Below are 25,285 nucleotides of genomic sequence, written 5' to 3' on the forward strand. Positions count from 1 at the left end.
GCTTCCTGCCATGCAGGGGGCCATGACCGCGACGTGCGCACGGCCTGGAGGACGGTGTCTCGTTCCGGGATCGTCCGCCTCGCGAATCACGGACAGCTCACCGTCCCGTGGAGCTGGACGGTGAGCTGGGGCCAGCCGCGTTCGCTGCAGGCACGGCAGCTGCTCGCCGCCAGCCTGGGCCTGCTGGCGTTCCTGGCGCTGGCCGGCTATGCGCTGGACCGCGCGTTCCTGGATACCGCCGAAAGCAATCTGTACCAGCGGCTGAAGAGCTACGCGCTGGCCTATACCGGCAAGGGCGAGTTCGCCCGCAACGGTGAGTTCATCCCACCCTACGACGCGGTCGATCCGCGCTTCGACATGCCCGGCAGCGGCCTCTACGCCGAGGTGGTGCTCGACGGCTCGCACTGGGACTCGGCCTCGGCGGTCGGCCCGGAGCTGCCGCCCGGCGACATGCTGGAGGCCGGCGAGGAGCGCTTCGACCGCAAGCTGCCGGTGACCGAGCTCGACGGCAGCATCGGCGAGGTCTACCGCTACGGCTACGGCGTGATCCACGAGACCGGCGACACCGGCGAGGGCATCCGCTACACGATCTACATCCTCGAAAACACCACCCAGTTGCGGCGCCAGGTCGCGGTGTTCCGCGAGGCGCTGTGGCGCTACCTCGGCGGCGCCGGCCTGATCCTGCTGCTGCTGCAGGGACTGATCCTGCGCTGGAGCCTGCGCCCGCTCAAGCGCGTGGTCGACGAACTCAAGCGCGTGCAGCGCGGTCTGCTGTCGCGGATGAGCGGCCGTCACCCGCGCGAGCTGGAACCGCTGACCGAGAGCATCAACGCGTTCATCGAGAGCGAGCGCGAGAACCTGGAACGGCAGCGCAACACCATGGCCGATCTCGCCCACAGCCTGAAGACGCCGCTGGCGGTGCTGCGCGCGCGCAGCGCCGAGCACGTGCCGGCCGAGGAACTGCGCGAGGAGGTCGATCTGCAGGTGCGGCGGATGAGCGACCTGGTGTCCTATCAGCTCGGTCGCGCGGCGCGCTCGGGCCACATGCTGTTCGCGGCGCCGGTCGAGATCGAGCCCTACGCCGACCAGATCGTGCGCAGCCTGGAGAAGATCTACGCGTCCAAGGGCGTGCTGTGCGAGTTCGAGATCGAGCCCGGGATCGCCTTCCACGGCGAGCCCGGCGACCTGCAGGAGGTGCTCGGCAACCTGCTGGAGAACGCGTTCAAGTGGGCCGGCTCGCGGGTGCTGCTGACGGTCAAGCCCGGCGAGGTCGCCCCCAATCGCCGCCCGGGCCTGTTGCTGGCGGTCGACGACGACGGCCCCGGCATTCCCGTGGACAAGATCGAGCGCGTATTGCAGCGCGGCGTCCGTGGCGACGAGCGCGTGCAGGGCCACGGCATTGGTCTGGCGACGGTGCAGGACGTGGTCCGCAGCTACCGCGGCACCCTCGACGTGCTGCGCTCCGAGGAGCTGGGCGGCGCCCGCTTCGAGGTCAGGCTGCCGCCGGGCCTGTAACGGTGGAACGGGTCGTAGGCGCGGCGTGAGCCGCGATCCCCTGGCTGCGCCCGGATATCTTCCATCCACACCCCTATTCGCGCACTGCGCGAATCACGGGGCTGGGTCCCGAGCTGTTGCCCGTAGGAGCGGCCAGGGCTCGAACGGCGATGCACCGTACAGCCGGCGCAGGTGATCGGCCACCGCCGGCATCTGGCTGCGCAGCAGTTGCGGGTCGCTGAAGTGGTACTCGGTGGCGACCGCGAAGAACTCCTCCGGCGACTCGACCGCATACGGGTCGATCGCGGTCCTGCGGCCGGCGTCGACCGCGTCGGCGAAGGCGTCGTAGGCGCTCTGGAAGTCGCGTGCCCATTCGCGTTGCCACGGTCGCGGCAGCGGCGGCGTACCGTCGAGCACGCCGTCCAGGGCGTCGAGCTTGTGCGCCATCTCGTGGGCGGCCACGCAGTAACCGGCCCGCGGATCGGCGCAATCGGCCTCGATGTCGGCCCACGACAGGATCAAGGGCCCCTGTTCCCAGGCTTCGCCGATCAGCTCGTCCTGCCACTCGTGCAGCACGCCCGCGGCGTCGACGTGACTGCGATTCACCCGGAAGGCGTCCGGATACACCAGCACCTGGCGCCAGCCGTGCAGCCCTTCGCCGCCGAACTCCAGCAGCGGCAGGCAGCACAGCGCGGCGAGCCGGCAGCGCGCGGGTGCGTCCAGGGTCAGTTCGCCGACCGGGGTGATCGCCTTTTCGTGCAGGAAGCGGGCGCTGAGTGTCGCCAGCCTGCCGGCACGAACCTCATCGAGCCGGCACAGCCAGGGCGTGTCGGCACGGACGCTGTTCCAGATATCGTCGGGAATCGGTGGCGGCGTGCGACGCAGCCGCTTGAACAGACCGAGCAAGCGCAATCCTGTGCGGAATCGTGGAGGCGGTCAGGGGGATCGAAGGCGGCGCGCCGCCGCAGCGTCGCTCAGCGCACCATGCCCGGCAGGAAGCTGTGCCAGCGTCGCGAGGGCATCCGCCCGCTGTGCGGGGCATCGCCGTGCACGCTCGGCTTGGCGCGGGTCTCGCGCTCCGGATTGGTTGCGCGGCTGGCCTTCGGCGCCGGCGTCTCCCTGAGGGCCGTCGCAGGCGTCGGCGACTCCGAGCAACCGCCACCGTCCGGACTGCTCATCTTGGTGTCGCGCGCCAGCACCGGCGCGGTGATCGCGACGGCGAAGGCGATGATCGACAGGCAGAGGCGAATCCGGAGCATGGGGGGTCCTTGCCGGGCGCCGGGCGGTCCCCGGCAGATCCCGAATATAGCCCGTTTTTGCGGATCGTGTTCGATTGTTCATGCTGCATTGCAGCAGGAGCGGCTCGCGCATAATGCCGCCGATGAACCGCGCCATGACTGTTTCCCGGGCTCCGGCCCAGTTCCCTGAACACGATGACCGTCCGTCGGCCGGAGGGCGCCGGCATGGATGAGCGCGACCTGCTGCAGGCATTGATGACCGGCCCGGTGTCCGGCGACGCGCTCGCCCGGCGCTTCGGACAGACCCGCGCGGCGGTGTGGAAACGGGTCCGGGCGCTGCGCGAGGCGGGCGTGCCGATCCAGGCGCGGCCGGGGCGCGGCTACATGCTGGCGACGCCGCTGGACCTGCTCGACGCCGAGGCGATCCGCGCGGCCCTGCCGGCGCCGCTGCTCGCGCAACTGCAGACGCTGGAGCTGGCATGGAGCATCGACTCGACCAACAGCGAACTGCTGCGGCGACCGTCGGCCGATCTGCAGCCGCGGCGGGCACGGGTGTTGCTGGCCGAGCGCCAGACCGGAGGGCGCGGCCGCCGCGGACGGGTCTGGGTATCGCCGTTGGCGGCGCATCTGTACCTGTCGCTGGGGCGCCGCTTCGAGGGCGGGCTGGCGCGCCTGGGCGGCCTGAGCCTGGTCGCCGGCATCGCCACGGTCGAGGCGCTGCATGCGCTGGGCGTGCAGCAGGCGCGGCTGAAGTGGCCGAACGACATCGTCGTCGAGGATGCGGACGGGCTGCGCAAACTCGGCGGCCTGCTGGTCGAGGGCGGCGGCGAGCATGCCGGCCCGGCGCATGCGGTGATCGGCCTGGGCTTGAACGTGCGGATGCCGGCCGACGATGCGGCCGCCTCGATCGGGCAGCCATGGTGCGACCTGGCCGGATTGGCCGCCGACGGCGCCTGCGACCGCAATCGACTGGCCGCGACCCTGCTCGCGCACTGGCTGCCGGCGCTGACCACGTTCGACGTCGAGGGGCTGGCGCCGTTCCTGCCCCGCTATGCGGCGCTGGACGTTCTCCGCGGCCGCCGGGTGACCCTGCATTCGGAAACCGGCAGCCGCGCGGCGACGGTCACCGGGCTGGCCGCGGACGGCGCCCTGCAGGTGCGGCTGGCCTCGGGCGAGGTCTGCAACGTGCATTCGGGTGAGGTCAGCGTGCGGCGCGAAGCGGCGGACGCGGCACGGAACCGGGAGGACACCCCGTGAGCGCGACATCCAAGAGCCGGCCGCCGGGCCGGTGGCTGTTCGATCTGGGCAATACCCGCCTCAAGTGCGCCCCCTTGCGCGCGGACGGCGGCGTCGGCGAGGTGCTGGCGCTGCCGCATCGCATCGAGGATGTGGCCGCGGCGATGGACGCGGCGTTGCCGGCACGCTTCGAGGTCGCCTATCTGGCCAGCGTCGCTTCGCCGGAGCTGACCGCGACCGTGCTCGATGCCCTGAGCCGGCACTGCGGCCGGATCTCGTGCGCACGCACCCAGCCGCGTTTCGCCGGGATGACGATCGCCTATGCGCGTCCGCACAAACTCGGCGTCGATCGCTTCCTGGCCCTGGTCGCGCTGCATCGGCGCGGCGGTCCGGCGCTGAGTTGCGGCGTCGGCACCGCGCTGACCGTCGACCTGCTCGACGCCGGCGGCCGTCACCTCGGCGGCCGCATCGCGCCATCGCCGGCGCTGATGCGCGAGGCGCTGAATGCCCGCGCGGCGCAGCTGCCGGTCTCCGGTGGCGACTACCGCGAGTTCGCCGCCGATACCGAGGACGCCCTGGCATCGGGTTGCGACGGCGCGGCGCTGGCGCTGATCGCGCGCAGCGTCGAGGAGGCCGCGCGCCTGCTCGGATCGAAGCCGCCCCTGCATGTGCATGGCGGCGGAGGCGAGCGCCTGCTGCCGATGCTGCCGTCGGCGCGGTGGTCGCCCGGACTGGTGCTGGAGGGGCTGGCGCACTGGGCGACGGCCGAACTCGACCCGCTAGAATCGCCGCCATGCTGATCCGAGCCCTGATCGTATTCCTGGCCGTCCTCAACCTCGGGGTCGCCGCCTGGTGGACTTTCCGCGACCCGTCGCCGGCGGCGGCGCCAGTGCCGCCGCCGTTGGGGGTGGCGCGCCTGCAACTGGCCAGCGAGGCGCCCGCGCCGGAGCCGCAGACCCCGCCCGACGCCGCCGCGGCCACGGTCGCGCGCTGCTTCAGCTTCGGACCGTTCGAGAACGACGCCGCCGCGCTGGCGCGGACCGCGCTGGAGCCGCTGGTGACGCGTATCGTTCCGCGCAAGCAGGAAGAGGGCGAGCCCCAGGCCTGGCGGGTCTACCTGCCGCCGTTCGCGGATGCGGAAGCGGTGCAGGCCGCCGCGCGGGCGCTGTCGGAAGCCGGGGTCAGCGACATGTTCGTGGTTCGCGACGGCATCGAGGCGCAGTCGATCGCGCTGGGCCGCTACGGCAGCCAGACCGCGGCGCAGCGGCGGGTCGAGGCGCTGGCCGGGAAGGGGTTTTCCGCGCGCATGGCGCCGATCGGCCGCGGCGCGGCCAAGGTCTGGTTCGACGTCGATGCCGGCGCCGACTTCGATCCCGAACAGGCCCAGGCTGCCGCCGGCGCGCCCGGCCACGAGGAGATCGACTGCGCGCCGGTCCCCTGAGGCGGCCGCGACGCTTCAGTTAGAATGGCCTGCCGTGCCGGCTTAGCTCAGTTGGTAGAGCAACCGCCTTGTAAGCGGTAGGTCGTCAGTTCGAATCTGACAGCCGGCACCACATGCATCGCAGAGCGCGCATCGCACAGCTCGCATCGCACAGCACGCATCGCACAGGAGTCGTCCCCGAATGAGCCGCCAGTATCCGCCCGTTTCCCTGATCGGAGCACCGACCGACATCGGCGCCGGCCACCAGGGCGCGCGGCTGGGACCGGAGGCGCTGCGCATCGCCGGGCTCGGCAAGGCGCTGATCGCGCGCGGCGTCGACGTGGTCGACCGCGGCAACCTCGACGGTCCGCGCAATCCGTGGCTGCCGCCGGTCGACGGCTACCGGCACCTGGCCGAGGTCGTGACCTGGAACCGCGCGGTGATGGACGCGGTGCGCGCGGAGCTGCGCGAGGGGCGGTTGCCGATCGTGCTAGGCGGCGACCACTGCCTCGGCCTGGGCTCGATCACCGCGGTCGCCCGCCATTGCCGCGAGACCGGCAAGCAGCTGCGCGTGCTCTGGCTCGACGCCCACGCCGACTTCAACACCAGCCAGGTGACGCCGTCGGGCAACATCCACGGCATGCCGGTGTCCTGCCTGTGCGGGATCGGCCCCCGTGAACTGACCCATCTCGACGGCGAAGGCCCGGCGATCACCCCCGACGTGATCCGCCAGATCGGCATCCGCTCGGTCGACCAGGGCGAGAAGCGGCTGGTCAAGGAGCACGGCCTGGACATCTACGACATGCGCTACATCGACGAGGTCGGGATGAAGCGGGTGATGGAGGAGGCGCTGGAAGGCGTCGACGACAACACCCACCTGCACGTGAGCTTCGACGTCGACTTCCTCGACCCCAGCATCGCGCCGGGCGTGGGCACCACCGTGCCGGGCGGTCCCAACTACCGCGAGGCGCAGCTGGTGATGGAGATGATCGCCGACAACGGCCGCATGGCCTCGCTGGACATCGTCGAACTCAATCCCGTGCTGGACAAGCGCAACCGCACCGGCAAGCTGGCGGTGGACCTGGTCGAGAGCCTGTTCGGCAAATCGACCCTGATGCGCGACTGAGCGCGCCGGCTGAACAGAGCGTCGAGGCCAGCTGAGCGGGTGCTGACCGGCGGCGGCCGGTTTCACGTCGTTTGCATGGCGCTTGTCGTGGGATGGGCGGCACGGCATGCCCCCGCATGCCCCGGATCTTCGCGGGCACTGTCTTCGCGGTCGACCCGCGTGCCGCGCGATCCGCCACCACACGATGGGAGGAATGCGAAATGAAGCGTCTGATCGCACTGATGCTGCTGGCCGCCTTTTCGGCAGGCACCCTGGGCGCCTGCAACACGATGGCCGGCGCCGGCAAGGACGTGCAGGCCGTCGGCGAAAAGGTCGAGGAGAAGGCCGAGGACTGCAAGGACGGCAAATGCTGAGCCGCTGGACGAGTCTGCCTCACGCACGGAAAAGGCCGGGAATTTCCCGGCCTTTTTCTTTGCAACCGTACGTGCGATGAACGGCTCGGGAGGGGTTCATGAACATCTGCGGCGAAATAACGCCGCGATGATCCGATGCGAACGGTGGGTGCGGGACCCTGCATGCGCGGTCGCAGTACGACCGCTTCCCCCACACACATCGAGAGGCATCCGCATGAACAAGGACATCATTGCTGGCAACTGGAAGCAGATCAAAGGCAAGGCCCAGGCCCGCTGGGGCGACCTGACCGATGACGTATTCGACATCGCCGAAGGCAATTCCGAGTACCTGGCGGGCAAGCTGCAGGAGCAGTACGGCTGGGATCGCGAACACGCCAAGCGCGAGGTGCGCGACTTCGAGCGCGGCTTGCACTGATCCCCGCTGACCCCCTGCGGGGGATCGGTCCCGCGCCGGATCGATCCCCGACCGGATCCGCGCCTCAGTGAATCGGCACCTCGGCGGATCCACACCTGCAACCGACCCATGGCCGTCCCCGGCTCCGTCGCATCGGCGGGGCCGGGGGCGGCCGGTTCGCGGTCGGGGTGGGTGCGTGGTCCGGCGTTATCGCGGCGGATCGGCGACGAAGCCGCCCGGGAACGCGCGCGGCGCGGCGATGCCGTCGCGATGGTGGCGCCAGCGCGGGATGATGCCGCGGGCGACCAGCTGGGCGCGGGTGTCGTAGCGGATCTCGCTGACCTGGCTGGGGTGGCGGCTGGCGCGGACGAAGTGGGTGCGCGAGGCCGGCGACCACTCGCGCTGACCATGGCCGGTGCCCAGTTGCTGTCGTTGCGCACGCGAGGCGTAGCCGCTCGACTCGGCCTCGGCCATGTCGGCGGCGGGAGCGTCGGCGCGCGAGGCTTCGGACTTGGCGATGCCCGGTGCATGCGGGTGGGGCCGCGGATGCCAGGCCTCCTCGAACACCGCGATCCCGATCACGCCGACATTGCGCGGGCGTCCGGTGCGGCTGGCGTAGCTGTTGCGCGGATCGGTGAACACGAACTGCGCGACCTCGCCCAGCGACTTGCGCCAACCGCCGATCTCGGTGCTCTGCCAGGGTTGCAGCACGTAGCCTGCCTGGGACGGGTCGGCGGTCTCGCCGCTGACCGCATTGACGCCGTCCACCGACAGCACCACCAGCACCCGGCGGTCGCTGGTATTGGTCAGGCGCACCGCATAGCGGTGGCCCGGCTGGCCGGCGACCCACTGTTCGCCTCGGTGCGGGTGCGTCGGCAGCCAGTCGCCGTTGTCGCGATCGACCAGGGTCATCTGCACCGGATCGGCGACGGGCGAGGGGTAGGGCCGGACATGGCGCGGGCCGGCGAGCGCCGGGGCCGCCAGCAGCGTCGCCAGCAGCGCGCCCAGGGCGATGCCCGGCGGCGACGGCCGCGCCGGGCGCCCGGACGGACCGGTACGCGGGGAGAACGGGGAAAGTCGGGACATGCGGCGCATCGGGGCGTCTCCTGTGGACCTATGGTGCTCAACGCGCGAGTCGCCGGTCCGGGGTTGGGCCGGTGGCGGCGGGCTCCGGTAAACTGCGGCGTCGTTTAGCCGGTATTCCGTTTCATGCAACCTGCCAGCTCCTCCGCTCAGCGCACCCGCGTGCTGACCGGCATCACCACCTCCGGAACCCCGCACCTGGGCAACTACGTCGGCGCGATCCGCCCGGCCGTGGCCGCCAGCCGTGGCGAGGGGGTGGAGAGTTTCTATTTCCTCGCCGACTACCACGCCCTGATCAAGGTGCAGGAGCCGGCGCGCGTGCAGCGTTCGACGCTGGAGATCGCCGCGACCTGGCTGGCCTGTGGGCTCGACCCGGACAAGGTCTGGTTCTACCGCCAGAGCGACGTGCCCGAGGTGCAGGAACTGACCTGGCTGCTGACCTGCGTGGCCGGCAAGGGCATCCTCAACCGCGCGCACGCCTACAAGGCCGCGGTCGACAAGAATCGCGAGGCCGGCGAGGACGACGATGCCGGGATCACCGCGGGGTTGTTCATGTACCCGGTGCTGATGGCCGCCGACATCCTGATCTTCAATGCCGACAAGGTGCCGGTCGGTCGCGACCAGATCCAGCACATCGAGATGGCGCGCGACTTCGGCCAGCGCTTCAACCATCTGTACGGCGAGCACTTCTCGCTGCCGGAAGTGGTGATCGAGGAGAACGTGGCGACGTTGCCGGGCCTGGACGGCCGCAAGATGAGCAAGAGCTACGACAACACGATTCCGTTGTTCGTGCCGCGCGAGCAGCTGCGCAAGCTGATCTTCTCGATCGTCACCGACTCCAGCGCGCCGGGCGAGCCCAAGCAGACCGAGGGTTCGGCGCTGTTCCAGCTCTACCAGGCCTTCGCCGGCGCGGAGGAGACCGCGGCGATGCGCCAGGCCTTCGCCGACGGGATCGGCTGGGGCGACGCCAAGCAGGCGCTGTTCGAGCGCATCGATCTGGAGATCTCGCCGCTGCGCGAGAAGTACCAGGCGTTGATCGCCGATCCGGCCAGGATCGAGCTGACCCTGCGCGAGGGCGCGGTGCGGCTGCGCGAGACCTATGCCGCGCCGCTGCTGAAGCGGGTGCGCGAGGCGGTCGGCCTGCGCGACCTGTCGAAGGTCGAGGCGGTCGCCGAGCAGACCGCGGAGAAGGTCGCCGCTCCGGTGTTCAAGCAGTACCGCGAGGCCGACGGGCGCTTCTACTTCAAGCTGGTGCAGGGCGACCGGGTGCTGCTGCAGAGCGAGGGCCACGCCTCGCCGCGCGATGCCGGCCAACTGGTCGCGAAGCTCAAGCAGTCCGCCGGCGCCGAGGTCCACCACGTGCTGGACAAGGGCGTGCACCTGGGCAAGGCGCTGGTCGGCCACCTGGGCGAGGGCGTGGTGGTCGAGGAACTGGTCGAGGTGCTCGGCCGTTTCGCCGAGGAGGCCTGAGCGCGGTCCGCCCGGTCCCGCGCGAGTCCCGCGATGAGTCCGCTCGTCGAGCCGAACCTGGCCCTGATCCTGTTCCTGCCGTGGTTCCTGATCCTCGGCGTGCTGTTCTGGTGCTTTCCGCGGCAGCCGCGGACGCGGGCGCGGCGGCTGTTCGACGCCAGCGCGCTGCTGGTCGCCCTGCTGGCGTTCCTGGCCGCCATCCACTGGGCCCACGCGGCCGCCGATCCGGGCTACGGGCACATGTGGCGGCAGGTGCTGGCGACCGCCGTCGGCTACGGCGTCTATCTGGCGGCAATGACCGCCGCGTTCGCGCTGCGGCGGCGCTGGTTGCGCCGGATGGGCTAGCGCGGAGGGGCCCAGGTCGACGCGATCGTCGAATGTCCCATCCGGCGGCGGCGCTCTAGACTGGGTTCCAGGCATCGCCAATGGGAGGGACCGCATGACGTCAGCCGGCACCACGCCACCAGCACATGGCATCACCACGATCGACACCGGTTTCCAGCGGCCGCGCTTCGATGCGGCCTACCTGATCGTCGAGGGTGGCCGTGGCGCGTTCGTCGACTGCGGCACCAACCACAGCGTTCCGGCGATGCTGCAGGCACTGGAGGACAACGGGCTGGATGTCGCCGATGTCGACTGGCTGGTGCTCACCCACGTGCACCTGGACCATGCCGGCGGCGCCGGCGCATTGATGCGCGAGCTGCCGAACGCGCGCTTGCTGGTACATCCGCGTGGGGCGCCGCACATGATCGATCCGTCGCGGTTGATCGCCGGCGCGACCGCGGTCTACGGCGAGGCGGAGATGGCGCGCAGCTACGGCGCGATCCTGCCGGTGCCGGAGGCGCGGGTGGTCGAGGCGCCGGACGGCTGCGTGATCGAGCTGGCCGGCCGCCCGCTGCACTGCATCGACAGTCCCGGCCACGCCCGCCACCACCTGTGCCTGTGGGACGCGCGCAGCCGCAGTTGGTTCACCGGCGACACTTTCGGGCTGTCCTACCGCGAGTTCGATACCGCCGACGGCGCGTTCGCGCTGCCGACCACGACCCCGGTGCAGTTCGAGCCGGATGCGCTGAAGGCCTCGATACGGCGCCTGCTCCAGGCGCGGCCGGACGCGATGTACGTGACCCATTTCGGTCGCGTCGAAGGGGTCGAGCGGCTGGCGGGGATGTTGCTGGAACAGGTCGACGCGATGGTCGCCGCGGCGCTGCGGGCGGCGGCGGAGGAGGATGTCCACGCCCATCTGGTCGCCGAACTGGAGACGCTGTACCGGCAGCGGCTGCGGGCCCACGGGGTGACCCTGGACGACGCGGCGATCGCCGCCGTGCTGGCGATGGACATCGAGCTCAACGCGCAGGGCCTGGAGGTCTGGCTGGCGCGCCGCCGCGCCGCAGGCTGAACGACGCGGCGCCACGGCGGACTTGCGCCCGCTCTTGCGGGCGCCGTCACGGGACGGCGCCCGGCTTCACGCTACCCTTTCGACTGCGATCACAAAACCTCTCCCGATCTCCGTGCGTCTGCGATCCGAAGCTCCCGCAAGCATCGCCCAGGCCCCGGCCGATGCGACGGCCGGGCCGGTGGGCGTGCGCGGCTTCGCGGAGGAGGTCCGACGCCAGGCCGCGCTGGACGCCTACGACGTGATCGGCACGCCGCCGGAGCAGGCCTTCGACGACATCGTCCGGCTGGCGGCGACGGTCTGCGCCACCCCGGGCGCGCTGGTGTCGCTGATCGACCACGACCGCCAATGGTTCAAGGCACGGCTCGGAGTCGACGTGATCCAGACGCCACGCGGGGAGGCGATCTGCGACCACGCGATCCGCACGCCCGAGCGGCTGCTGGAGGTCGCCGACGTGGGGGCCGACCGCCGCTTCTCGCGGTTCGGGTTGAAGGTCGTCGGGCAGCCCCTGCGCTTCTATGCCGGCATGCCGCTGCGCAGCCCCGACGGCCATGCGCTGGGCACGATCTGCGTGCTGGACACGGTGCCGCGCGAGCTCAGCGAGGCCCAGCGCGATGGCCTGCAGGTGCTCGCACGGCAGACCCAGCACCTGCTGGAGCTGCGCCGCTACGCGCACGAACAACGCCGGTTGCTGGCCGAGCGCGAGGCGTTCGCGCTCCGCCTGGAGGAGGCCCGCGCCGACCTGGAGCGCCGCAACGAGCAACTCGAACATCGCGCCAATCACGACCAGCTGACCGGGCTGATGAACCGGGTCGGCCTGGCCCAGCTGCGGCAGCGCCCGGAGGCGATCGAGCGCCTCAGCGGTTCGCCGTACAGCCTGATGCTGATCGACGTGGATCACTTCAAGCAGGTCAACGACCGCCACGGCCATCTGCTCGGCGACCGCGCGCTGCAGGCGGTCGCCGACGCGGTCGCGGCGACGATCCGGGCCGGCGACATCGCGGTCCGCTACGGCGGCGAGGAAATCCTGGTGGTGCTGCCGGAAACCCGCCTGGCCGGCGCGGTCGAGGTCGGCGAACGTATCCGCGACAAGGTGATGCGTTCCGCGCTGCCGTTCGCGTTGACGGTGTCGATCGGGGTGGCGACCGGCGAGCCCGGCGAGCTGTGGGCGGACCAGGTGTTCGACCGCGCCGACCAGGCCCTGTACCGGGCCAAGGCCGGCGGCCGCAACCGGGTGATCGCCGACGACACCCCGCTGTTCAACCAGTCCCCTGACCCGTAGCACCGGCACAAGCACCCGCAGGAGCGGCGTAAGCCGCGATGGCACGTTCACGGGAAAGCCCGATCGCGGCTTGCGCCGCTCCTGCGGGCTCAGCCCGGGAACTCAGTCGTTCCATTCCCTGGGCGGGGCGCCGCGCTCGGGATGCTTCATCCGGACCACGCAGAAGCGTTGTCCGGTCGGCGCCTCCATCACCCACCAGCGCTTGTGGAAGGCGATCTTCTTCGCGCCCAGTGCCTCCAGTCGCGCGGCCTCGGCGTCGATGTCGTCGGTCTCGATGTCCAGGTGCACGCGCGATTCGTGGGTCACCTTCTGGACTTCGACATGCAGGTCGCCCGGGGTGTCGCCGAACATCTGGTACTCGGCGCTGCCGTCGCCGGCCTCGCGGTCGCTGATGCTCATGCCCAGCGCCTGACTCCAGAAATCGGCGGCGGCATCGAGATCGTCGGTCCTGCAGTCGATGATGAAACCGGCGAGGCGGCTGCGGTGTGCCATGGCGTGGCTTCCGTTGCTGAGGGGGCGATGACGAGGATAGCGCCCAATGCGGCGGCGACAGGCGACCGGCCGGGTCGGTGGCCGAAGCTCAGTGGTCGTGGTCGCCGTGCTCGGTCATCCGTGCCGCCTGCAGGTAGATCGCGTATTCGGCGCGACTGAGCGGGAAGTCCTGCAGGGCCAGCACCGCCGCGAACCGTTCGTCGTTGCCCGAAGCCGGGTCGGCGGTGATCGCGAGCAGGGCGTCCTTGAGCCGGGGCGAGCGCGCCCCCGAGGCGGTGATTCCGCCGATAGCGGCCTGGCGCACCTGCGGCGCGGCGTCGAGGATGGCCTGGTGGAGCACCTCCTCCAGGTCGCTGCCCTTGTCCCAGGAGACCGACTGCATGACGCTGGCGGCGCGGACCCCGGGATCGGGGTGTTGGCGCAGGCGGGTCAGCTGCTCGACCAGCGGGGCGGCATCCTCGGTCGGCACCACCGCCGCCTCCAGCATCCCGACCAGCCGGCCCAGCATCTGCGGGTCGTCTTCCTCGCCGATCTGGCGCGTGAGCAGCTCGCGGACCTGTGCGTTGTCCAGCGGATAGGCTTCCAGCAGGGCCAGCCCGTCGCTGTGCCTGGCCGGGTCGGGGTCGTCGGCCAGGTCGAGGGCGAAGCGCAGGATCTCCTCGTTGTCGTCGGCGGCGCCGCGCAGCACCGCCAGCAGGGCGCCGCGGGTGTCGAGGTCGGTCTCGGAGGCGTACATCGCCAGCAGCCGCTGCAGGTAGGTCGGATCGTCCCGGAGACGTTGGACTTCGCTGTCGAGGTCGTCGCCGACGCTGCGCGACCCGGGCGAGGCCTCGGGCCCGGTGGCGGGCGACTGCGACGCAGTCTGCGCGGCTGGTGGTGCCGGCGCGTGCTCCGATCGCGGCACCCAGAACCACGCGATTGCGATGCCGGCGACGACGACGGCGGTGGCTGCGATGGCGGTGCCCGATCGGCTCATCTGCGTTCACACCCCTGCGGCGATGGGTTGAAGGGGCGGAACCCGTCGACGCGTGCGTCGACGGGCCCGGAGTCGGTGGCGCCGGGTCGAGCGGGCGCCACCTCGGTGGGCTTCAACACCTGGGGGCGACGAAGCCGCTGGAGCCGGTGTAGGTGTAGGCATCCGGGATCCACTTGCCGCTGCCGATGCGGTTCCAGATCGAGCTGGTGCCGTAGTAGCCGGAGATCGACTGGCCGTAGGTCTGGCAGTAGATGGTCACCTTGCTGCCGTTGGCGAGGCTGCCGACGACCGAGTAGTTGGTGCTGGGACCGGAACGGATGTTGAGGTTGGCGCCGTTGGTCCTGACCGTGCCGGTCGCCGAGCCGCCGGAGGTGTTGCAGTCGCCGGCGGAGAAGTACCTGACGCCGCCGTAGGGGACGGTCACGCCGTTGATGATCGGGTCGCGGACGCTGCCGTTGTAGATCTGTTCGTAGTGCAGATGCGCGGCGAAGGTGTACTTGGCGCTGCTCTTGCCGACGGTTCCGATCTTCTGTCCGCGCCGCACCGTCTGTCCTTTCGACACCGACATCGCGTTCAGGTGCGCGTAGCGCGTGCGCCAGCCGCCGCCGTGGTCGATGACGATGTTGCGGCCGTAGCCGGTGTTGGTGTCGTAGGCGGCCTTGATCACGGTGCCGGCGGCCGCGGCGGCGACGGGTTTGCCGAGGTCGGCATCGCCGGAACCCCAGTTGATGTCGGCCGCATGCGCCGGATTGTGTCCGCTCCAGTTGCTGACCCGCCACTGCGTGCTGCTCTTGCCGCAGACCGGTAGCTGGAAATTGGGCGCGGCATGCACGGCGGCGGTGCACAGGCCGAGCAGCAGGAGCGACGACAGGCGGAGCCGTAGGTGCCTGGATGAAGTCTTTGCGGTCATTGCTTGATCCTCTCCATTGCATGTTTGTCCATGGATGCCGGGTCCTGGCCCCCGGTGGCGGCGCGCGATGGATCGGCGCCAACTCAAGCTATCGTCTGGATGCGGACGGTTTGTGACCGGGGTAGCAATTTTTTATTCCGGATCAAAAAACATATGTAATAAATGCGCAACACCCGCGATGGCGCGGGTGTTGCGGATGCCGCCGGAGTTGTCCGCCGGGCTCAGGCGGGCAGGGCCAGGTCGTCGATCATCGCGCGCAGGAAGCGCGCCGCCTCGCCGCCGGTGCAGGCGCGGTGGTCGAAGGTCAGCGACAGCGGGATCACCTTGTGCGCCTCGACTCCGCCCATCACCGGGGTCATCTGGTGGCGGCCACGGCCGGCGGCGACGATCGCCACGCACGGCGGCACCACCACCGGGGTCGCGTAGCGGCCGGCGAACATGCCGAAGTTCGACAGCGAGATCGTGTACCCGCTCAGCTCCGAGGCCGGAATGCTGCGGTCCTCGACCTGCGCGCGCAGCCGGTTGACCGCCTCGCGCACGCCGCGCGCGTCGAGCACGTCGGCGTTGCGCAGCGCCGGCACGAACAGGCCGTCGTCGGTGTCGACCGCGATGCCGATGTCGACGTGCGGATGCAGGGTGCGGGTCAGGTTGTCGCCATCGAACCAGGCGTTGAGCGCCGGCACCGCCTTGCAGGCGGCGACGATCGCGCGGACCAGGCGGCCGGTGATGTCGTTGCCCGGCGTCCAGGCATGGATGTCGGCATCGTCGGCGAGGGTGGTCGCCACCACCTTGCTGTGGGCGTCGGCCATCACCCGCGCCATGTTGCGGCGCACGCCCTTCAGCGGCTCGGGCTGGCCGCTGGGGGCGGCGCTGGCGGCCGGCGGCCGGGTGCGGACCGGCTTGCCGGCCTGGGACAGGGTCGAGCGCTGGGCGGCCTGGACGGGGGCTGCCGGCGTGGGCGCCGCGGCGCGGGCAGGGGCGGCGCCGAGCGGGGCGCTGCCGTCGGCGGCGGCCTGCTTGACGTCGGCCATGGTCACCACGCCGTCGGCGCCGGTCGCGCGGACCCGGCCCAGGTCCACCTTGAGCTTGCGCGCCATCGCGCGCACCGCCGGCATCGCCCTGACCCCGCCGACGCTGCTGGCCTGCTCGCTGTGGACGGTATCGGAGGACTGCATCGCGCCGACCACGGTGCCGCTGTCGGCGCGCTCGCCGGCGGCCTCGGCCGGCGCAGGCGCGGGCGCCTCGGGTGCCGGTGCCTCGTCGTGATCGCCGCCGCCGTGGTGATGGCCGGTGTCCTGGCCCTCGGCGCGCTGCGGCATCGACGGGTCGATCTCGAACTCGGCCAGCATCTTGCCGGTGATGATCACGTCGCCGGCCTCGCCGGCCAGCTTCAGCACCTTGCCGGAGACCGGCGAGGGCACCTCGACGACCGCCTTGGCGGTTTCCATCGACACCAGGTTGTCGTCCAGGCGGATGGTGTCGCCGGGCTTGACGAACCACTCGACGATGGTGGCGTCGGGCAGGCCCTCGCCGAGGTCGGGCAGCAGGAAGGTCTTCTTGTCGCTCATGTCGGTCCTTGCAGGTCGATCAGCCGTTGGCGAGGGCACGCTTGGCCGCGGCGACGATGCGGTCGACGCCGGGCAGGTACTTCATCTCGAGACGGAACAGTGGGATGTGGGTGTCGTAGCCGGTGACGCGCTCGACCGGCGCGAGCAGGTCGTACATCGATTCCTCGGCCAGGCGCGCGGCGATCTCGGCGCCGAAGCCGGCGGTCTTGGGCGCCTCGTGCACGATCACGCAGCGGCCGGTGCGGGACACCGACTCGGCGATGGTGGCGAAGTCGAGCGGGCGCAGGGTGGCGACGTCGATGACCTCGGCGCTGATGCCCTCGCCGGCGAGCTTGTCGGCCGCCTCCAGGGTCTCCTTCACCTGCGCGCCCCAGGTCACCAGGGTCACGTCGCTGCCGTCGCGCAGCACGTAGCACACGTCCAGCGGCAGCGCCTCTCCGTCGTCGGGCACGACCTCCTTGTACTGGCGGTAGATGCGCTTGGGCTCGAAGAAGATCACCGGGTCGGGTTCGCGGATCGCCGCCAGCAGCAGGCCGTAGGCGCGCGCCGGCGAGGACGGCATCACCACCCGCAGGCCGGGCACGTTGGTGAAGATCGCCTCGTTGGCCTCGCTGTGGTGTTCCGGCGCGCGGATGCCGCCGCCCCACGGCACCCGCAGCACCATCGGGCAGGTCAGGCGGCCGCGGGTGCGGTAGCGGAAGCGCGCCGCGTGGCAGACGATGTGGTCGACCATCGGATACATGAAGCCGTCGAACTGCGCTTCGGCGACCGGCTTCATGCCCTGGCTGGCCAGGCCGACGGTGAGGCCGGCGATGGTGGTCTCGTCGAGCGGGGTGTCGAGCACGCGTTCGGGGCCGAACTGCTGCTGCAGGCCGGCGGTCGCGCGGAACACGCCGCCGTTGACGCCGACGTCCTCGCCCAGCACCAGCACGGTGTCGTCGTTGCGCATCTCGTAGGCCAGCGCCTGGGTGATCGCCTCGATCAGGGTGATCGCGGCGGCGGCGGGCGCCTCGGCGGCGGCGTTGGATGGAGTCGCGGTCATGGTCTCGGCCTTGTTCATGCGCGTCCCTCGCGACGGATCGCCGCTTCGCGCTGTTCCAGCAGGTCCGCCGGCGGATCGGCGTAGAGGTAATCGAACATCGCCTCGACCGGCTGCACCGGGGTCTCCAGGTAGGCGTTGATCTCGACGTCGACCTTGCGCGCGCATTCCTCCGCCCAGGCCTTCTCCTCGTCCTCGCTCCACAGCTTCTGCGCGGTCAGGTAGTTGCGCAGGCGGACCATCGGGTCGCGGGTCCAGGCGTCCTTGACCTCGGCGTCGTCGCGGTAGCGGCGGGCGTCGTCGGCGGTGGTGTGGTCGTGCAGGCGGTAGGTCATGAACTCGATCACGCTGCCGCCCTCGCCGTTGCGCGCGCGCTCGGCGGCGCGGCGCATGCCCTCGAGCACGGCGATCAGGTCGTTGCCGTCGACCTGCAGGCAGTGCAGACCACCGGCCAGTCCCTTTTGCGCCAGGGTCTGGGCGCCGGTCTGGGCCGAGCGCGGCACCGAGATCGCCCAGCCGTTGTTGACCACGCACAGGATCAGCGGCAGCTGGTAGGCGCCGGCGGAGTTGAGCGCGGCGTAGAAGTCGGTCTTGGACGAGCCGCCGTCGCCGCAGCAGGCGACCGCGAGCTGCTTCTGCCCGCGCAGCTTGAACGCCAGCGCGGCACCGGCCGCGTGCAGGCACTGGGTCGAGATCGGCACGCTCCAGGCATAGTCGTGGCGCGGCACGGCGAAGTCGTTGCCACGCTCGTCGCCGCCCCAGTACAGCAGGATCTCGCGCGCCTGCACGCCGCGCATGAACTGCGCGCCGTACTCGCGGTAGCTGGGTGCGAACACGTCGGCCTCCTGCATCGACGCGCCGATGCCGACGTGGGTCGCCTCGTGGCCGAGGCAGGCGGCGTAGGTGCCGAGCTTGCCGGTGCGCTGCAGGCGGATCGCCTTGTCGTCGAAGGTGCGCACGAACAGCATCTGCTTGAACAGCGGCAGCAGGGTCTTGGGATCCTTGAACGCCGGCGGCAGCTTGCCGATCGGCTTTCCTTGCGGATCGAGGTATTGCAGGTACTCGATTTCGAACTTCGCGGCGACGGTCATCGCGACTGGTTCCCGTAAAACATGATCGTCCGATGATAACCAAGCCGCCTTAAGGGACCGTTGCGCGCTGCGACATGCAAGCCTGCGGGAAAAGCGCTAGGCGCGCGGGACAGGCGGGGCGAGCGGAGCCGGGCCATGCGCCTCCATCCCGTGGGAGCGGCGTGAACCGCGATCCCCGGGCTGCGCCCGGGAATCCCCAAAGTTTGCTGCGCAAACCTTGGGCCCCGCCGTTGCGTTGCCACACCCCTATTCGTATCTGCGATGCGAATCGCCCCTCGATCAGGGGGCTGGGTTCATGGGACAGGCGAATGCCGTTCTGCTCTTCGCAGGAGCGGCGTAAGCCGCGATCCCCGGGCTGCGCCCGGGAATCCCCAAAGTTTGCTTCGCAAACCTTGGGCCCCACCGTTGCGCTGCCACACCCCCATTCGCGCTGCGCGCGAATCGCCCCCTCACTCAGGGGGCTGATCGGGCACTCATCCCATCCCGTAGGAGCGGCGTGAGCCGCGATGGGCCTTCCCATGAATGTTTCATCGCGGCTTGTGCCGCTCCTGCGACGTACCGTTGCCGTTCGCGCGACCGACGAGGCTGTCCAGATTCGCGACACGTCCTACGCCATCCCTGCGGGCACGAAAAAGGGCGCGGCCGTTTCGGCCGCGCCCTCGTGGTTACCGCCTTGGGCCGTGCTCAGTGACGGCGGCCGTAGGCGTGGCCGCGGCCGAAGCGCACGTCCAGTTCGTCGTGGTTGTTGTCGCCACGCGGGTCCGGCGTATCGGAGTCGACCTCGGCGCTGAACGACAGCGCCTGGCCACGTCGCGGATGGCCCGGGACGATCACCGCGAACGCCAGCCACTGGGTGCCACGCGCCATCCTGCCTTCGCGCAGGCACTCGGCACGGAAGCCGCTGGCGGTGGCGGTGGCGCGGCTGCACGACCAGCCGCGCGGGGCGGCGATCGCGGCACGGTTGGCCTCGACGTTGCCCTCGACCACCAGGCGCACGTTGTTCGCCGCATCCGGACCGGCGTTGCGCACCGGCGCCAGGAAGGTCGCGATGGTGTTGCGACGCAGCGGGCGGGCATCGCCGATCAGGCGCACCGACAGGTCGGCCGAGCCCAGGGCGGCGACTGGGACGCTGACGCTGGCCTGGTTGTCGGCGTTGGCCGGGTCGTTGACCTGCGACTGGGCGGCGACGCCCACGCGCAGCGCGTCGCCCGCGCTGGAGGCGGGGACGATCGCGTCGATCGCGAACGCGGCACTGGCACCGCTCGCGAACGAGGCGGTGGTGCAGGTCAGGGTGGTGCTGTCGGCATCCTGCACCGGCGCGGCGCAGGTCCAGCCGCTCGGGATGCTGGCCGGAGCCGGCACCAGCAGGGCATCGAACACGAACGCCACCGCGGTCGAGGTCGCCTCGCCCGGACCGGCATTGGCGACGCTGGCGTCGAAGCGGACGCTGTCGCCGACCTCGGCGCCGGTGCTGGCCGACGAGGCGGTCACCGACAGGTCGGCGCGACGGAAGCCAGGCACGGCGATGCGCAGGCGCACCGGGTCGTGGTCGGACGAGCGGATCGCGATGGTGGCGTCGTCGAAGTTGTCGACGCCGAAATCGGCATTGATGCGCGGGTGATCGATTTCCAGCATCGCCGAGTCCATCACCAGGGTCTCGTTGACCAGCACGTGGTCCAGCGTCTGCGCGTTGCCGGCGAACACGTACGAGTAGCGCTCGGCCGGATCCGGGATCAGCTGCGAGCCGTCGACCAGCGGCGTGGTCAGCGGGCTGTCGACCCAGGTCAGGACCTGGTCGGCCGGCGCCGCGTCGCCGCGGACGATGCCCATCACGTCGACGTAGCCGTCGTTGACCTCGAAGGCATTGAAGTCGCCGACCAGCACGATGCGCTCGTTCGGGTCGTTCTGCTGGAACTGCTCGACCAGACCGGCCAGGTAGGCCGCCTGGGCGCCACGCTTGGCGCGCACGCGCTCGCTGGTCGTCGCCCAGCCGCTGCTGCCCGGCGAGAAGTCGTCGATGCCGTTGAGCGAACGCAGGTGGTTGACGATCACCGTCACCGGGTAGGCGCTGCTGCCGTCCTGGTGGATGCGCGCACGCAGGCGCAGCGGCGGACGGTCGTTGAGCAGGCTGGTGCTGCCGTTCGGGTTGTTCAGCAGGGTGTCCTTGCCGAACTGGGTCACGTCCAGGACCTCGACGCGGGCGAGGCCGCCGTCGACCGCGCGCGAGCTGACCAGGAAGCCGACGTTGATGCCGCCGATGTCGTTGCCCGGCTCCAGGTAGGGCACATAGCCCGGTGCCGCGGGGCAGCTGGTGTCGATGCGATCGGACAGCAGTTGCAGCACGCGGGCGTTCTCGACCTCGACCACGCCGATGATGTCGGGCGACTTCAGGTAGTCGCAGACCGCCAGCGCGGCCTTGGCCAGGCGCCGGTCCAGCGCTTCCGGGGTCAGGGTCGTCGCGCCATTGCCGTCGGCGATCTCGTCGAACAGCCGCAGCATGTTGAAGCTGGCGATGGTGACCTCGTCGTAGGACGCGTCGTTGACCGCTTCGGGCAGGCGGCCGCCGGCGACGGTCGGCGGGGTGCCGACGTCGGGCAGCAGCGCCCAGGTGCCGGAGTAGTAGTCGAGCACGCCCAGCAACCCGGCGACCTGCGCATCGGCGTCGACCGACAGCGGCGCCGAGCCGATCTGGCCCCAGCTGCGCACCATCAGACGCTCGGGATTGGTGTCGAAGCGCGGCGGGTTCTTGTCGGCCGGGATGTCGGCCGCGTCGAGCACGCCGATGCCGGCCTCGCGGAACGGACGGGCGATGCCGGGCAGGGTGACGTGGAACACGCCGTCGGTGGAGGCGCGCGCGTCGTTCTCGTCGATCCTGCCGCCGGAACCGGAGACCGCGATGGCCTCGGCGACGCTCACGCGCATGCCCTCGAGCTTCTCCAGGGCGCCGGGCAGTGCGTCGGGGCCGAGATCGGTCGCGGTCAGTTCGATCGCCGCCGGCAGTGCGGCGCCGTTGGCCAGCACTTCGATCGTCGGCGACACCAGCTCGGTGATGCTCAGCTGGTTGGCGTCGGAGAACGGGGTGAACTCGGTGACCGTGCCGGTGACCCGCAGACTGTCGCCGACCGCGACGGTCGGGGCGCTGCCGGTGTAGACGAAGATGCCGTCCGAGGTGGCCGGGTTGCCGTCGTCGTTGGCGCTCTGCAGGAAGAAGCCGTTGTTGTACTTCAGCGCGGTGACCACGCCCTCGGTGATCACGGTCTTGTCGACGTGCGCCGAGACCAGGCCGTCGCCCTGGATCTGGGCGATCGTCAGCGCGACCGGGGGTTCCGGCGGATCCGGCGGCTCGGCGCCGCTGTTGCGCGGATCCGGCGCGCCGCGGTCGAAGTCGGCGGCGTTGTCGTCGCTGTCGATGCTGCCGTCGCCCTTGCGCAGCGCGGCCGAGGTGTTGTTCAGCGACGGGGTCGCGGCGGCGCCCTCGAAGCAGTTGGCGCTGCCGAAGCCGACGAAGTCGACCACCACGGTCTCGCCCAGCGGGCAGGTGCCGCTCAGCGCGCCGCCGCCGTTGACAAGGGCGACCTTGCCGTTGCTGGAGGACATGCTGATCGTGCCGATCGCGTCGGGCGTCGGCAGGTCGGCGGTACCGCCGGAGCCGGCGGCCTGCTGGACCAGGTAGAAGCCGCCCGGGGCAATGCTGCCGGACAGTTCGGTGCGCTGCCAGGAGCTGCCGCTGGAGGAGGCGTACTGGACGCTCCAGCCGCTCAGGTCGACCGCACTGGCGCCGTTGTTGCGCAGTTCGATGAAGTCGTTGCGATAGGTGGCCCCGGAGTTGCCGCCGCCGCCGTAGACCTGGCTGACGACGACCTCGGCGTGGGCCTGGCCGGCGAACGTCGCCAGCGAGGCCACCCCCAGGACGGCCACGAGCAGACGGCCGCTTGAACGGCCGGATGAGATATGCATGAATTCCTTCCCCATAAAGGTTGTGGGCGCCCGTCCCCCTGTTGGGACCGACCATGGTCCCGGACGGCACGGGACACGTTAGCCTGAGCCGCGCCGGTTTCAAAACCATGACCGGCGGGGCCCGGCCGGGCGGCTCCGCCGGCCGGCGGCGGCGTCGATGCGCTACGCTTGCGCCCCCGCGCAGGAATTCCCCATGACCGTCGACAAGAACGAACGCGAGCTGGAGTCCGGCATCCATACCGACCTCTCGGGCCGGATGAGCTACGGCGGCTATCTGCACCTGGACCGGCTGCTGTCGGCGCAGGAGCCGCTGACCCGCCCCGCGCACCACGACGAGCTGCTGTTCATCATCCAGCACCAGACCTCCGAGCTGTGGATGAAGCTGATGATCCACGAGCTGACCGCGGCGATCGCCCATCTGCAGCGCGACGAGGTCTGGCAGTGCCGCAAGATCCTCGCCCGCTGCAAGCAGGTGATGCGCCAGTTGACCGAACAGTGGTCGGTGCTGGAGACCCTGACCCCGTCCGAGTACATGGGTTTCCGCGAGACGCTGGGGCCCTCCTCGGGCTTCCAGTCGCTGCAGTACCGCACCATCGAGTTCCTGCTGGGCAACAAGAACGAGGCGATGCTGAAGGTGTTCGCCTACGATCCGCAGGCGCAGGCGGGCCTGGAGCGGGTGCTGCTGGCACCGAGCCTGTACGACGAGTTCCTGATCTATCTGTCGCGTTTCGGCCACGCGGTGCCGGACGCCCACCTGCAGCGCGACTGGCGCCACACCCACGTGCACGACCCGGCGCTGGTGCGGGTATTCGAGGGCATCTACGAGGATACCGACCGCTACTGGCGCGAATACGCGCTGTGCGAGGACCTGGTCGACCTGGAAAGCCAGTTCCAGCTGTGGCGCTTCCGCCACATGCGCACGGTGATGCGGGTCATCGGCTTCAAGCGCGGCACCGGCGGTTCCAGCGGGGTGGGCTTCCTCAAGCAGGCGCTGGAGCTGACCTTCTTCCCCGAACTGTTCGACGTGCGCACCTCGATCTCGCCGTCGGCCGGATATGGCGGCGGAGAGGCCGCGCCCGACCGGAGCTGAGGCCGCCAGCTGCTAGGATCGCCCCGCCCGTCGTGTCGAGCGCGGGTCCGATCCATCCAGCCAGGAGCTTCCATGCCCGAGCCGACCGCCACCCCGACGCCCCGCGGCATCGTCACCCGTTTCCTCGATGCGGTCGAACGCGTCGGCAACCGCCTGCCGGACCCGGCGATGCTGTTCCTGTTGCTGATGCTGGCGGTCTGGGTCGCTTCGGCGCTGCTGTCCCAGGTCAGCTTCGGCGCGATCGACCCGCGCAGCGGCGAGCCGATCCAGATCCGCAACATGCTCGGCGGCGACGCGCTGGTCGAGTTCATGGCGCAGATGGTGCCGACCTTCGTCAACTTCCCGCCGCTGGGCGTGGTGCTGGTGGCGATGCTGGGACTGGGGGTGGCCGAGCACACCGGCTTCATCAGCGCGGCGTTGCGGGCGATCCTGACGGTCACCCCGCGCGTGCTGCTGACGCCGATGCTGATCGCGGTCGGCGTGCTCAGCCATGTCGCGGTGGACGCCGGCTACGTGCTGGTGATCCCGCTGGGCGCGGTGATCTTCTACGCCGCCGGGCGCCACCCGCTGGCCGGCGTCGCCGCTGCCTTCGCCGGCGTGTCGGGCGGCTTCTCGGCGACGATGTTCGTGCCTTCCAGCCTGGACCCGTTGCTGGCCGGGCTGACCCAGGCGGCCGCGCACATCACCGATGCCTCGGTCCAGATCAACCCGCTCAACAACTACGTGTTCACCACCGCGTCGACCTTCCTGGTGGTCGCGGTCGGCTGGTTCCTGACCGACCGGGTGATCGAACCGCGCCTGCGCGGCACTCAGGTCGATGGAGACCCCGCCGACATGCCGAAGATGGAGCCGCTGGCGGCCGCCGAGGTCCGTGGCCTGATTGCCGCGCTGGTCGCGACGGTGCTGGCGATCATGCTGTTCGTGGCGACCCTGCTGCTGCCGGGAACGCCGTGGGCGGCGCCGGCGGACCAGGTGTTGTCGGGGGTGAATCCGCTGCTGACCGCGGCGGCGCCGCTGATGCGCTCGATCGTCGGCCTGATCTTCGTGTTCTTCCTGATTCCCGGCGTCGTCTACGGCTACGTGTCCGGCAGCGCCGGCTCGCACCGCGACATCATCAAGGGCATGAGCAAGGCGATGAGCGGGATGGGCTATTACGTGGTGATGGCCTTCTTCTGCGCGCAGTTCATCTATGCCTTCGGCCAGAGCAACCTCGGCGCGCTGCTGGCGATCGAGGGCGCGAGCCTGCTGCAGGCGATGAACCTGCCGATGGGGGTGACCCTGGCCGGCATCGTCCTGTTGTCGGGCTTCGTCAACCTGATGGTCGGCTCGGCCTCGGCCAAGTGGGCGCTGATCGGCGCGGTGATGGTGCCGATGCTGATGCAACTGGGAGTGTCGCCGGATCTGACCCAGGCCGCCTATCGCGTCGGCGACTCCAGCACCAACATCATTACCCCGCTGATGCCGTACTTCCCGCTGATCGTGGTGTTCTGCCAGAAATACGTGAAATCCAGCGGAATCGGCACCCTGATCGCGCTGATGCTGCCGTATTCGATCGCCCTGCTGGTGTTGTGGACGGCGTTCCTGCTCGCCTTCTGGGCGCTGGGGCTGCCGCTGGGGGTCGGGGCGAGCTACGTCTATCCGGCCGGGTGAGCGGTTCCCGTCCGGGGTCTTGT

23 protein-coding genes and 1 tRNA gene are annotated in these 25,285 nt (G+C 70.4%); 14 read left to right on the forward strand and 10 right to left on the reverse strand.

What is annotated here, in order from left to right:
• The first annotated feature begins 144 nt into the window (after window positions 1-144).
• Window positions 145-1,515 (forward strand): ATP-binding protein, encoded by a 1,371-nt coding sequence (locus C9I47_RS03460; RefSeq protein WP_170288161.1) that lies wholly within the window; start codon window positions 145-147, stop codon window positions 1,513-1,515.
• Window positions 1,516-1,608: 93 nt separating this feature from the next.
• Here C9I47_RS03460 and C9I47_RS03465 read toward each other — a convergent pair whose 3' ends face one another.
• Together C9I47_RS03465 and C9I47_RS03470 are read right to left on the reverse strand one after the other, a co-directional pair.
• Entirely contained in the window at window positions 1,609-2,391 is a 783-nt protein-coding gene (locus tag C9I47_RS03465) for a M90 family metallopeptidase (RefSeq protein ID WP_111267938.1), read from the reverse strand.
• Between the two features lie 77 nt (window positions 2,392-2,468).
• Window positions 2,469-2,753 (reverse strand): hypothetical protein, encoded by a 285-nt coding sequence (locus tag C9I47_RS03470; protein ID WP_111265505.1) that lies wholly within the window; start codon window positions 2,751-2,753, stop codon window positions 2,469-2,471.
• Window positions 2,754-2,957: 204 nt separating this feature from the next.
• Here C9I47_RS03470 and birA point away from each other — a divergent pair, with 204 nt between their 5' ends.
• The 7 genes from birA (at window position 2,958) to C9I47_RS03505 (ending at window position 7,282) form a co-directional block, all read left to right on the forward strand.
• A complete protein-coding gene (gene birA, locus C9I47_RS03475) occupies window positions 2,958-3,989 on the forward strand; it encodes a bifunctional biotin--[acetyl-CoA-carboxylase] ligase/biotin operon repressor BirA (RefSeq protein ID WP_111267939.1) in 1,032 nt (343 codons plus the stop codon).
• Entirely contained in the window at window positions 3,986-4,768 is a 783-nt protein-coding gene (locus C9I47_RS03480) for a type III pantothenate kinase (RefSeq protein ID WP_111265506.1), read from the forward strand. Before birA ends, C9I47_RS03480 begins: the two co-directional genes overlap by 4 nt.
• On the forward strand, window positions 4,762-5,409 hold the full coding sequence (locus C9I47_RS03485; protein ID WP_111265507.1) for a hypothetical protein: 648 nt from the start codon (window positions 4,762-4,764) through the stop codon (window positions 5,407-5,409). Before C9I47_RS03480 ends, C9I47_RS03485 begins: the two co-directional genes overlap by 7 nt.
• Window positions 5,410-5,445: 36 nt before the next feature.
• A tRNA-Thr gene (locus C9I47_RS03490) sits at window positions 5,446-5,521 on the forward strand.
• A gap of 69 nt (window positions 5,522-5,590) precedes the next feature.
• Window positions 5,591-6,514: an arginase gene (rocF, locus tag C9I47_RS03495; RefSeq protein WP_111265508.1), complete on the forward strand. Its 924-nt coding sequence runs from the start codon at window positions 5,591-5,593 to the stop codon at window positions 6,512-6,514.
• A 200-nt stretch (window positions 6,515-6,714) separates the two neighbouring features.
• The gene (locus C9I47_RS03500; RefSeq protein WP_111265509.1) at window positions 6,715-6,867 is read left to right on the forward strand and encodes an entericidin A/B family lipoprotein; all 153 of its coding nucleotides are present in this window, start codon (window positions 6,715-6,717) and stop codon (window positions 6,865-6,867) included.
• Window positions 6,868-7,081: 214 nt separating this feature from the next.
• Window positions 7,082-7,282 (forward strand): CsbD family protein, encoded by a 201-nt coding sequence (locus C9I47_RS03505; protein WP_111265510.1) that lies wholly within the window; start codon window positions 7,082-7,084, stop codon window positions 7,280-7,282.
• Window positions 7,283-7,468: 186 nt separating this feature from the next.
• Here the strand turns inward: C9I47_RS03505 and C9I47_RS03510 are convergent, their stop codons facing one another.
• On the reverse strand, window positions 7,469-8,269 hold the full coding sequence (locus tag C9I47_RS03510) for a hypothetical protein (RefSeq protein ID WP_111267940.1): 801 nt from the start codon (window positions 8,267-8,269) through the stop codon (window positions 7,469-7,471).
• Window positions 8,270-8,470: 201 nt separating this feature from the next.
• On the opposite strand from C9I47_RS03510, the gene C9I47_RS03515 reads away from it, so the two are divergent.
• From C9I47_RS03515 to C9I47_RS03530, 4 genes are all read left to right on the forward strand, one after another.
• Window positions 8,471-9,814: a tryptophan--tRNA ligase gene (locus tag C9I47_RS03515; protein WP_111265511.1), complete on the forward strand. Its 1,344-nt coding sequence runs from the start codon at window positions 8,471-8,473 to the stop codon at window positions 9,812-9,814.
• 33 nt (window positions 9,815-9,847) lie between these two features.
• Window positions 9,848-10,159: a hypothetical protein gene (locus C9I47_RS03520; protein WP_111265512.1), complete on the forward strand. Its 312-nt coding sequence runs from the start codon at window positions 9,848-9,850 to the stop codon at window positions 10,157-10,159.
• Between the two features lie 94 nt (window positions 10,160-10,253).
• Window positions 10,254-11,210 (forward strand): MBL fold metallo-hydrolase, encoded by a 957-nt coding sequence (locus tag C9I47_RS03525; RefSeq protein WP_111265513.1) that lies wholly within the window; start codon window positions 10,254-10,256, stop codon window positions 11,208-11,210.
• Between the two features lie 112 nt (window positions 11,211-11,322).
• Window positions 11,323-12,489, forward strand: coding sequence for a GGDEF domain-containing protein (locus tag C9I47_RS03530; RefSeq protein WP_190238593.1), 1,167 nt, complete (start codon window positions 11,323-11,325; stop codon window positions 12,487-12,489).
• 102 nt (window positions 12,490-12,591) lie between these two features.
• On the opposite strand, the gene C9I47_RS03535 is transcribed toward C9I47_RS03530, so the two are convergent.
• From C9I47_RS03535 to C9I47_RS03565, 7 genes are all read right to left on the reverse strand, one after another.
• Window positions 12,592-12,981 (reverse strand): VOC family protein, encoded by a 390-nt coding sequence (locus tag C9I47_RS03535; RefSeq protein WP_111265515.1) that lies wholly within the window; start codon window positions 12,979-12,981, stop codon window positions 12,592-12,594.
• An 88-nt stretch (window positions 12,982-13,069) separates the two neighbouring features.
• Window positions 13,070-13,957, reverse strand: coding sequence for a HEAT repeat domain-containing protein (locus C9I47_RS03540; RefSeq protein WP_111265516.1), 888 nt, complete (start codon window positions 13,955-13,957; stop codon window positions 13,070-13,072).
• 112 nt (window positions 13,958-14,069) lie between these two features.
• Window positions 14,070-14,867 carry a M23 family metallopeptidase gene (locus tag C9I47_RS03545; RefSeq protein WP_111265517.1) on the reverse strand — a complete coding sequence of 266 codons (798 nt, stop codon included), beginning with the start codon at window positions 14,865-14,867 and terminating at the stop codon, window positions 14,070-14,072.
• 221 nt (window positions 14,868-15,088) lie between these two features.
• Window positions 15,089-16,435 (reverse strand): dihydrolipoamide acetyltransferase family protein, encoded by a 1,347-nt coding sequence (locus C9I47_RS03550; RefSeq protein ID WP_111265518.1) that lies wholly within the window; start codon window positions 16,433-16,435, stop codon window positions 15,089-15,091.
• Window positions 16,436-16,454: 19 nt separating this feature from the next.
• Window positions 16,455-17,495 (reverse strand): alpha-ketoacid dehydrogenase subunit beta, encoded by a 1,041-nt coding sequence (locus C9I47_RS03555; RefSeq protein WP_407067494.1) that lies wholly within the window; start codon window positions 17,493-17,495, stop codon window positions 16,455-16,457.
• The gene (gene pdhA, locus C9I47_RS03560; protein WP_111265519.1) at window positions 17,492-18,565 is read right to left on the reverse strand and encodes a pyruvate dehydrogenase (acetyl-transferring) E1 component subunit alpha; all 1,074 of its coding nucleotides are present in this window, start codon (window positions 18,563-18,565) and stop codon (window positions 17,492-17,494) included. Before pdhA ends, C9I47_RS03555 begins: the two co-directional genes overlap by 4 nt.
• A gap of 684 nt (window positions 18,566-19,249) precedes the next feature.
• Window positions 19,250-22,522 (reverse strand): lamin tail domain-containing protein, encoded by a 3,273-nt coding sequence (locus C9I47_RS03565; RefSeq protein WP_190238594.1) that lies wholly within the window; start codon window positions 22,520-22,522, stop codon window positions 19,250-19,252.
• A 193-nt stretch (window positions 22,523-22,715) separates the two neighbouring features.
• Here C9I47_RS03565 and C9I47_RS03570 point away from each other — a divergent pair, with 193 nt between their 5' ends.
• Window positions 22,716-23,612 (forward strand): tryptophan 2,3-dioxygenase, encoded by an 897-nt coding sequence (locus C9I47_RS03570; protein ID WP_111265521.1) that lies wholly within the window; start codon window positions 22,716-22,718, stop codon window positions 23,610-23,612.
• A gap of 72 nt (window positions 23,613-23,684) precedes the next feature.
• Complete coding sequence (locus tag C9I47_RS03575; RefSeq protein ID WP_111265522.1) at window positions 23,685-25,262, forward strand: AbgT family transporter; 1,578 nt, start codon at window positions 23,685-23,687, stop codon at window positions 25,260-25,262.
• Window positions 25,263-25,285 lie beyond the last annotated feature (23 nt).

The organism is Marilutibacter maris, assembly GCF_003233695.1.
GTDB lineage: Bacteria > Pseudomonadota > Gammaproteobacteria > Xanthomonadales > Xanthomonadaceae > Marilutibacter > Marilutibacter maris.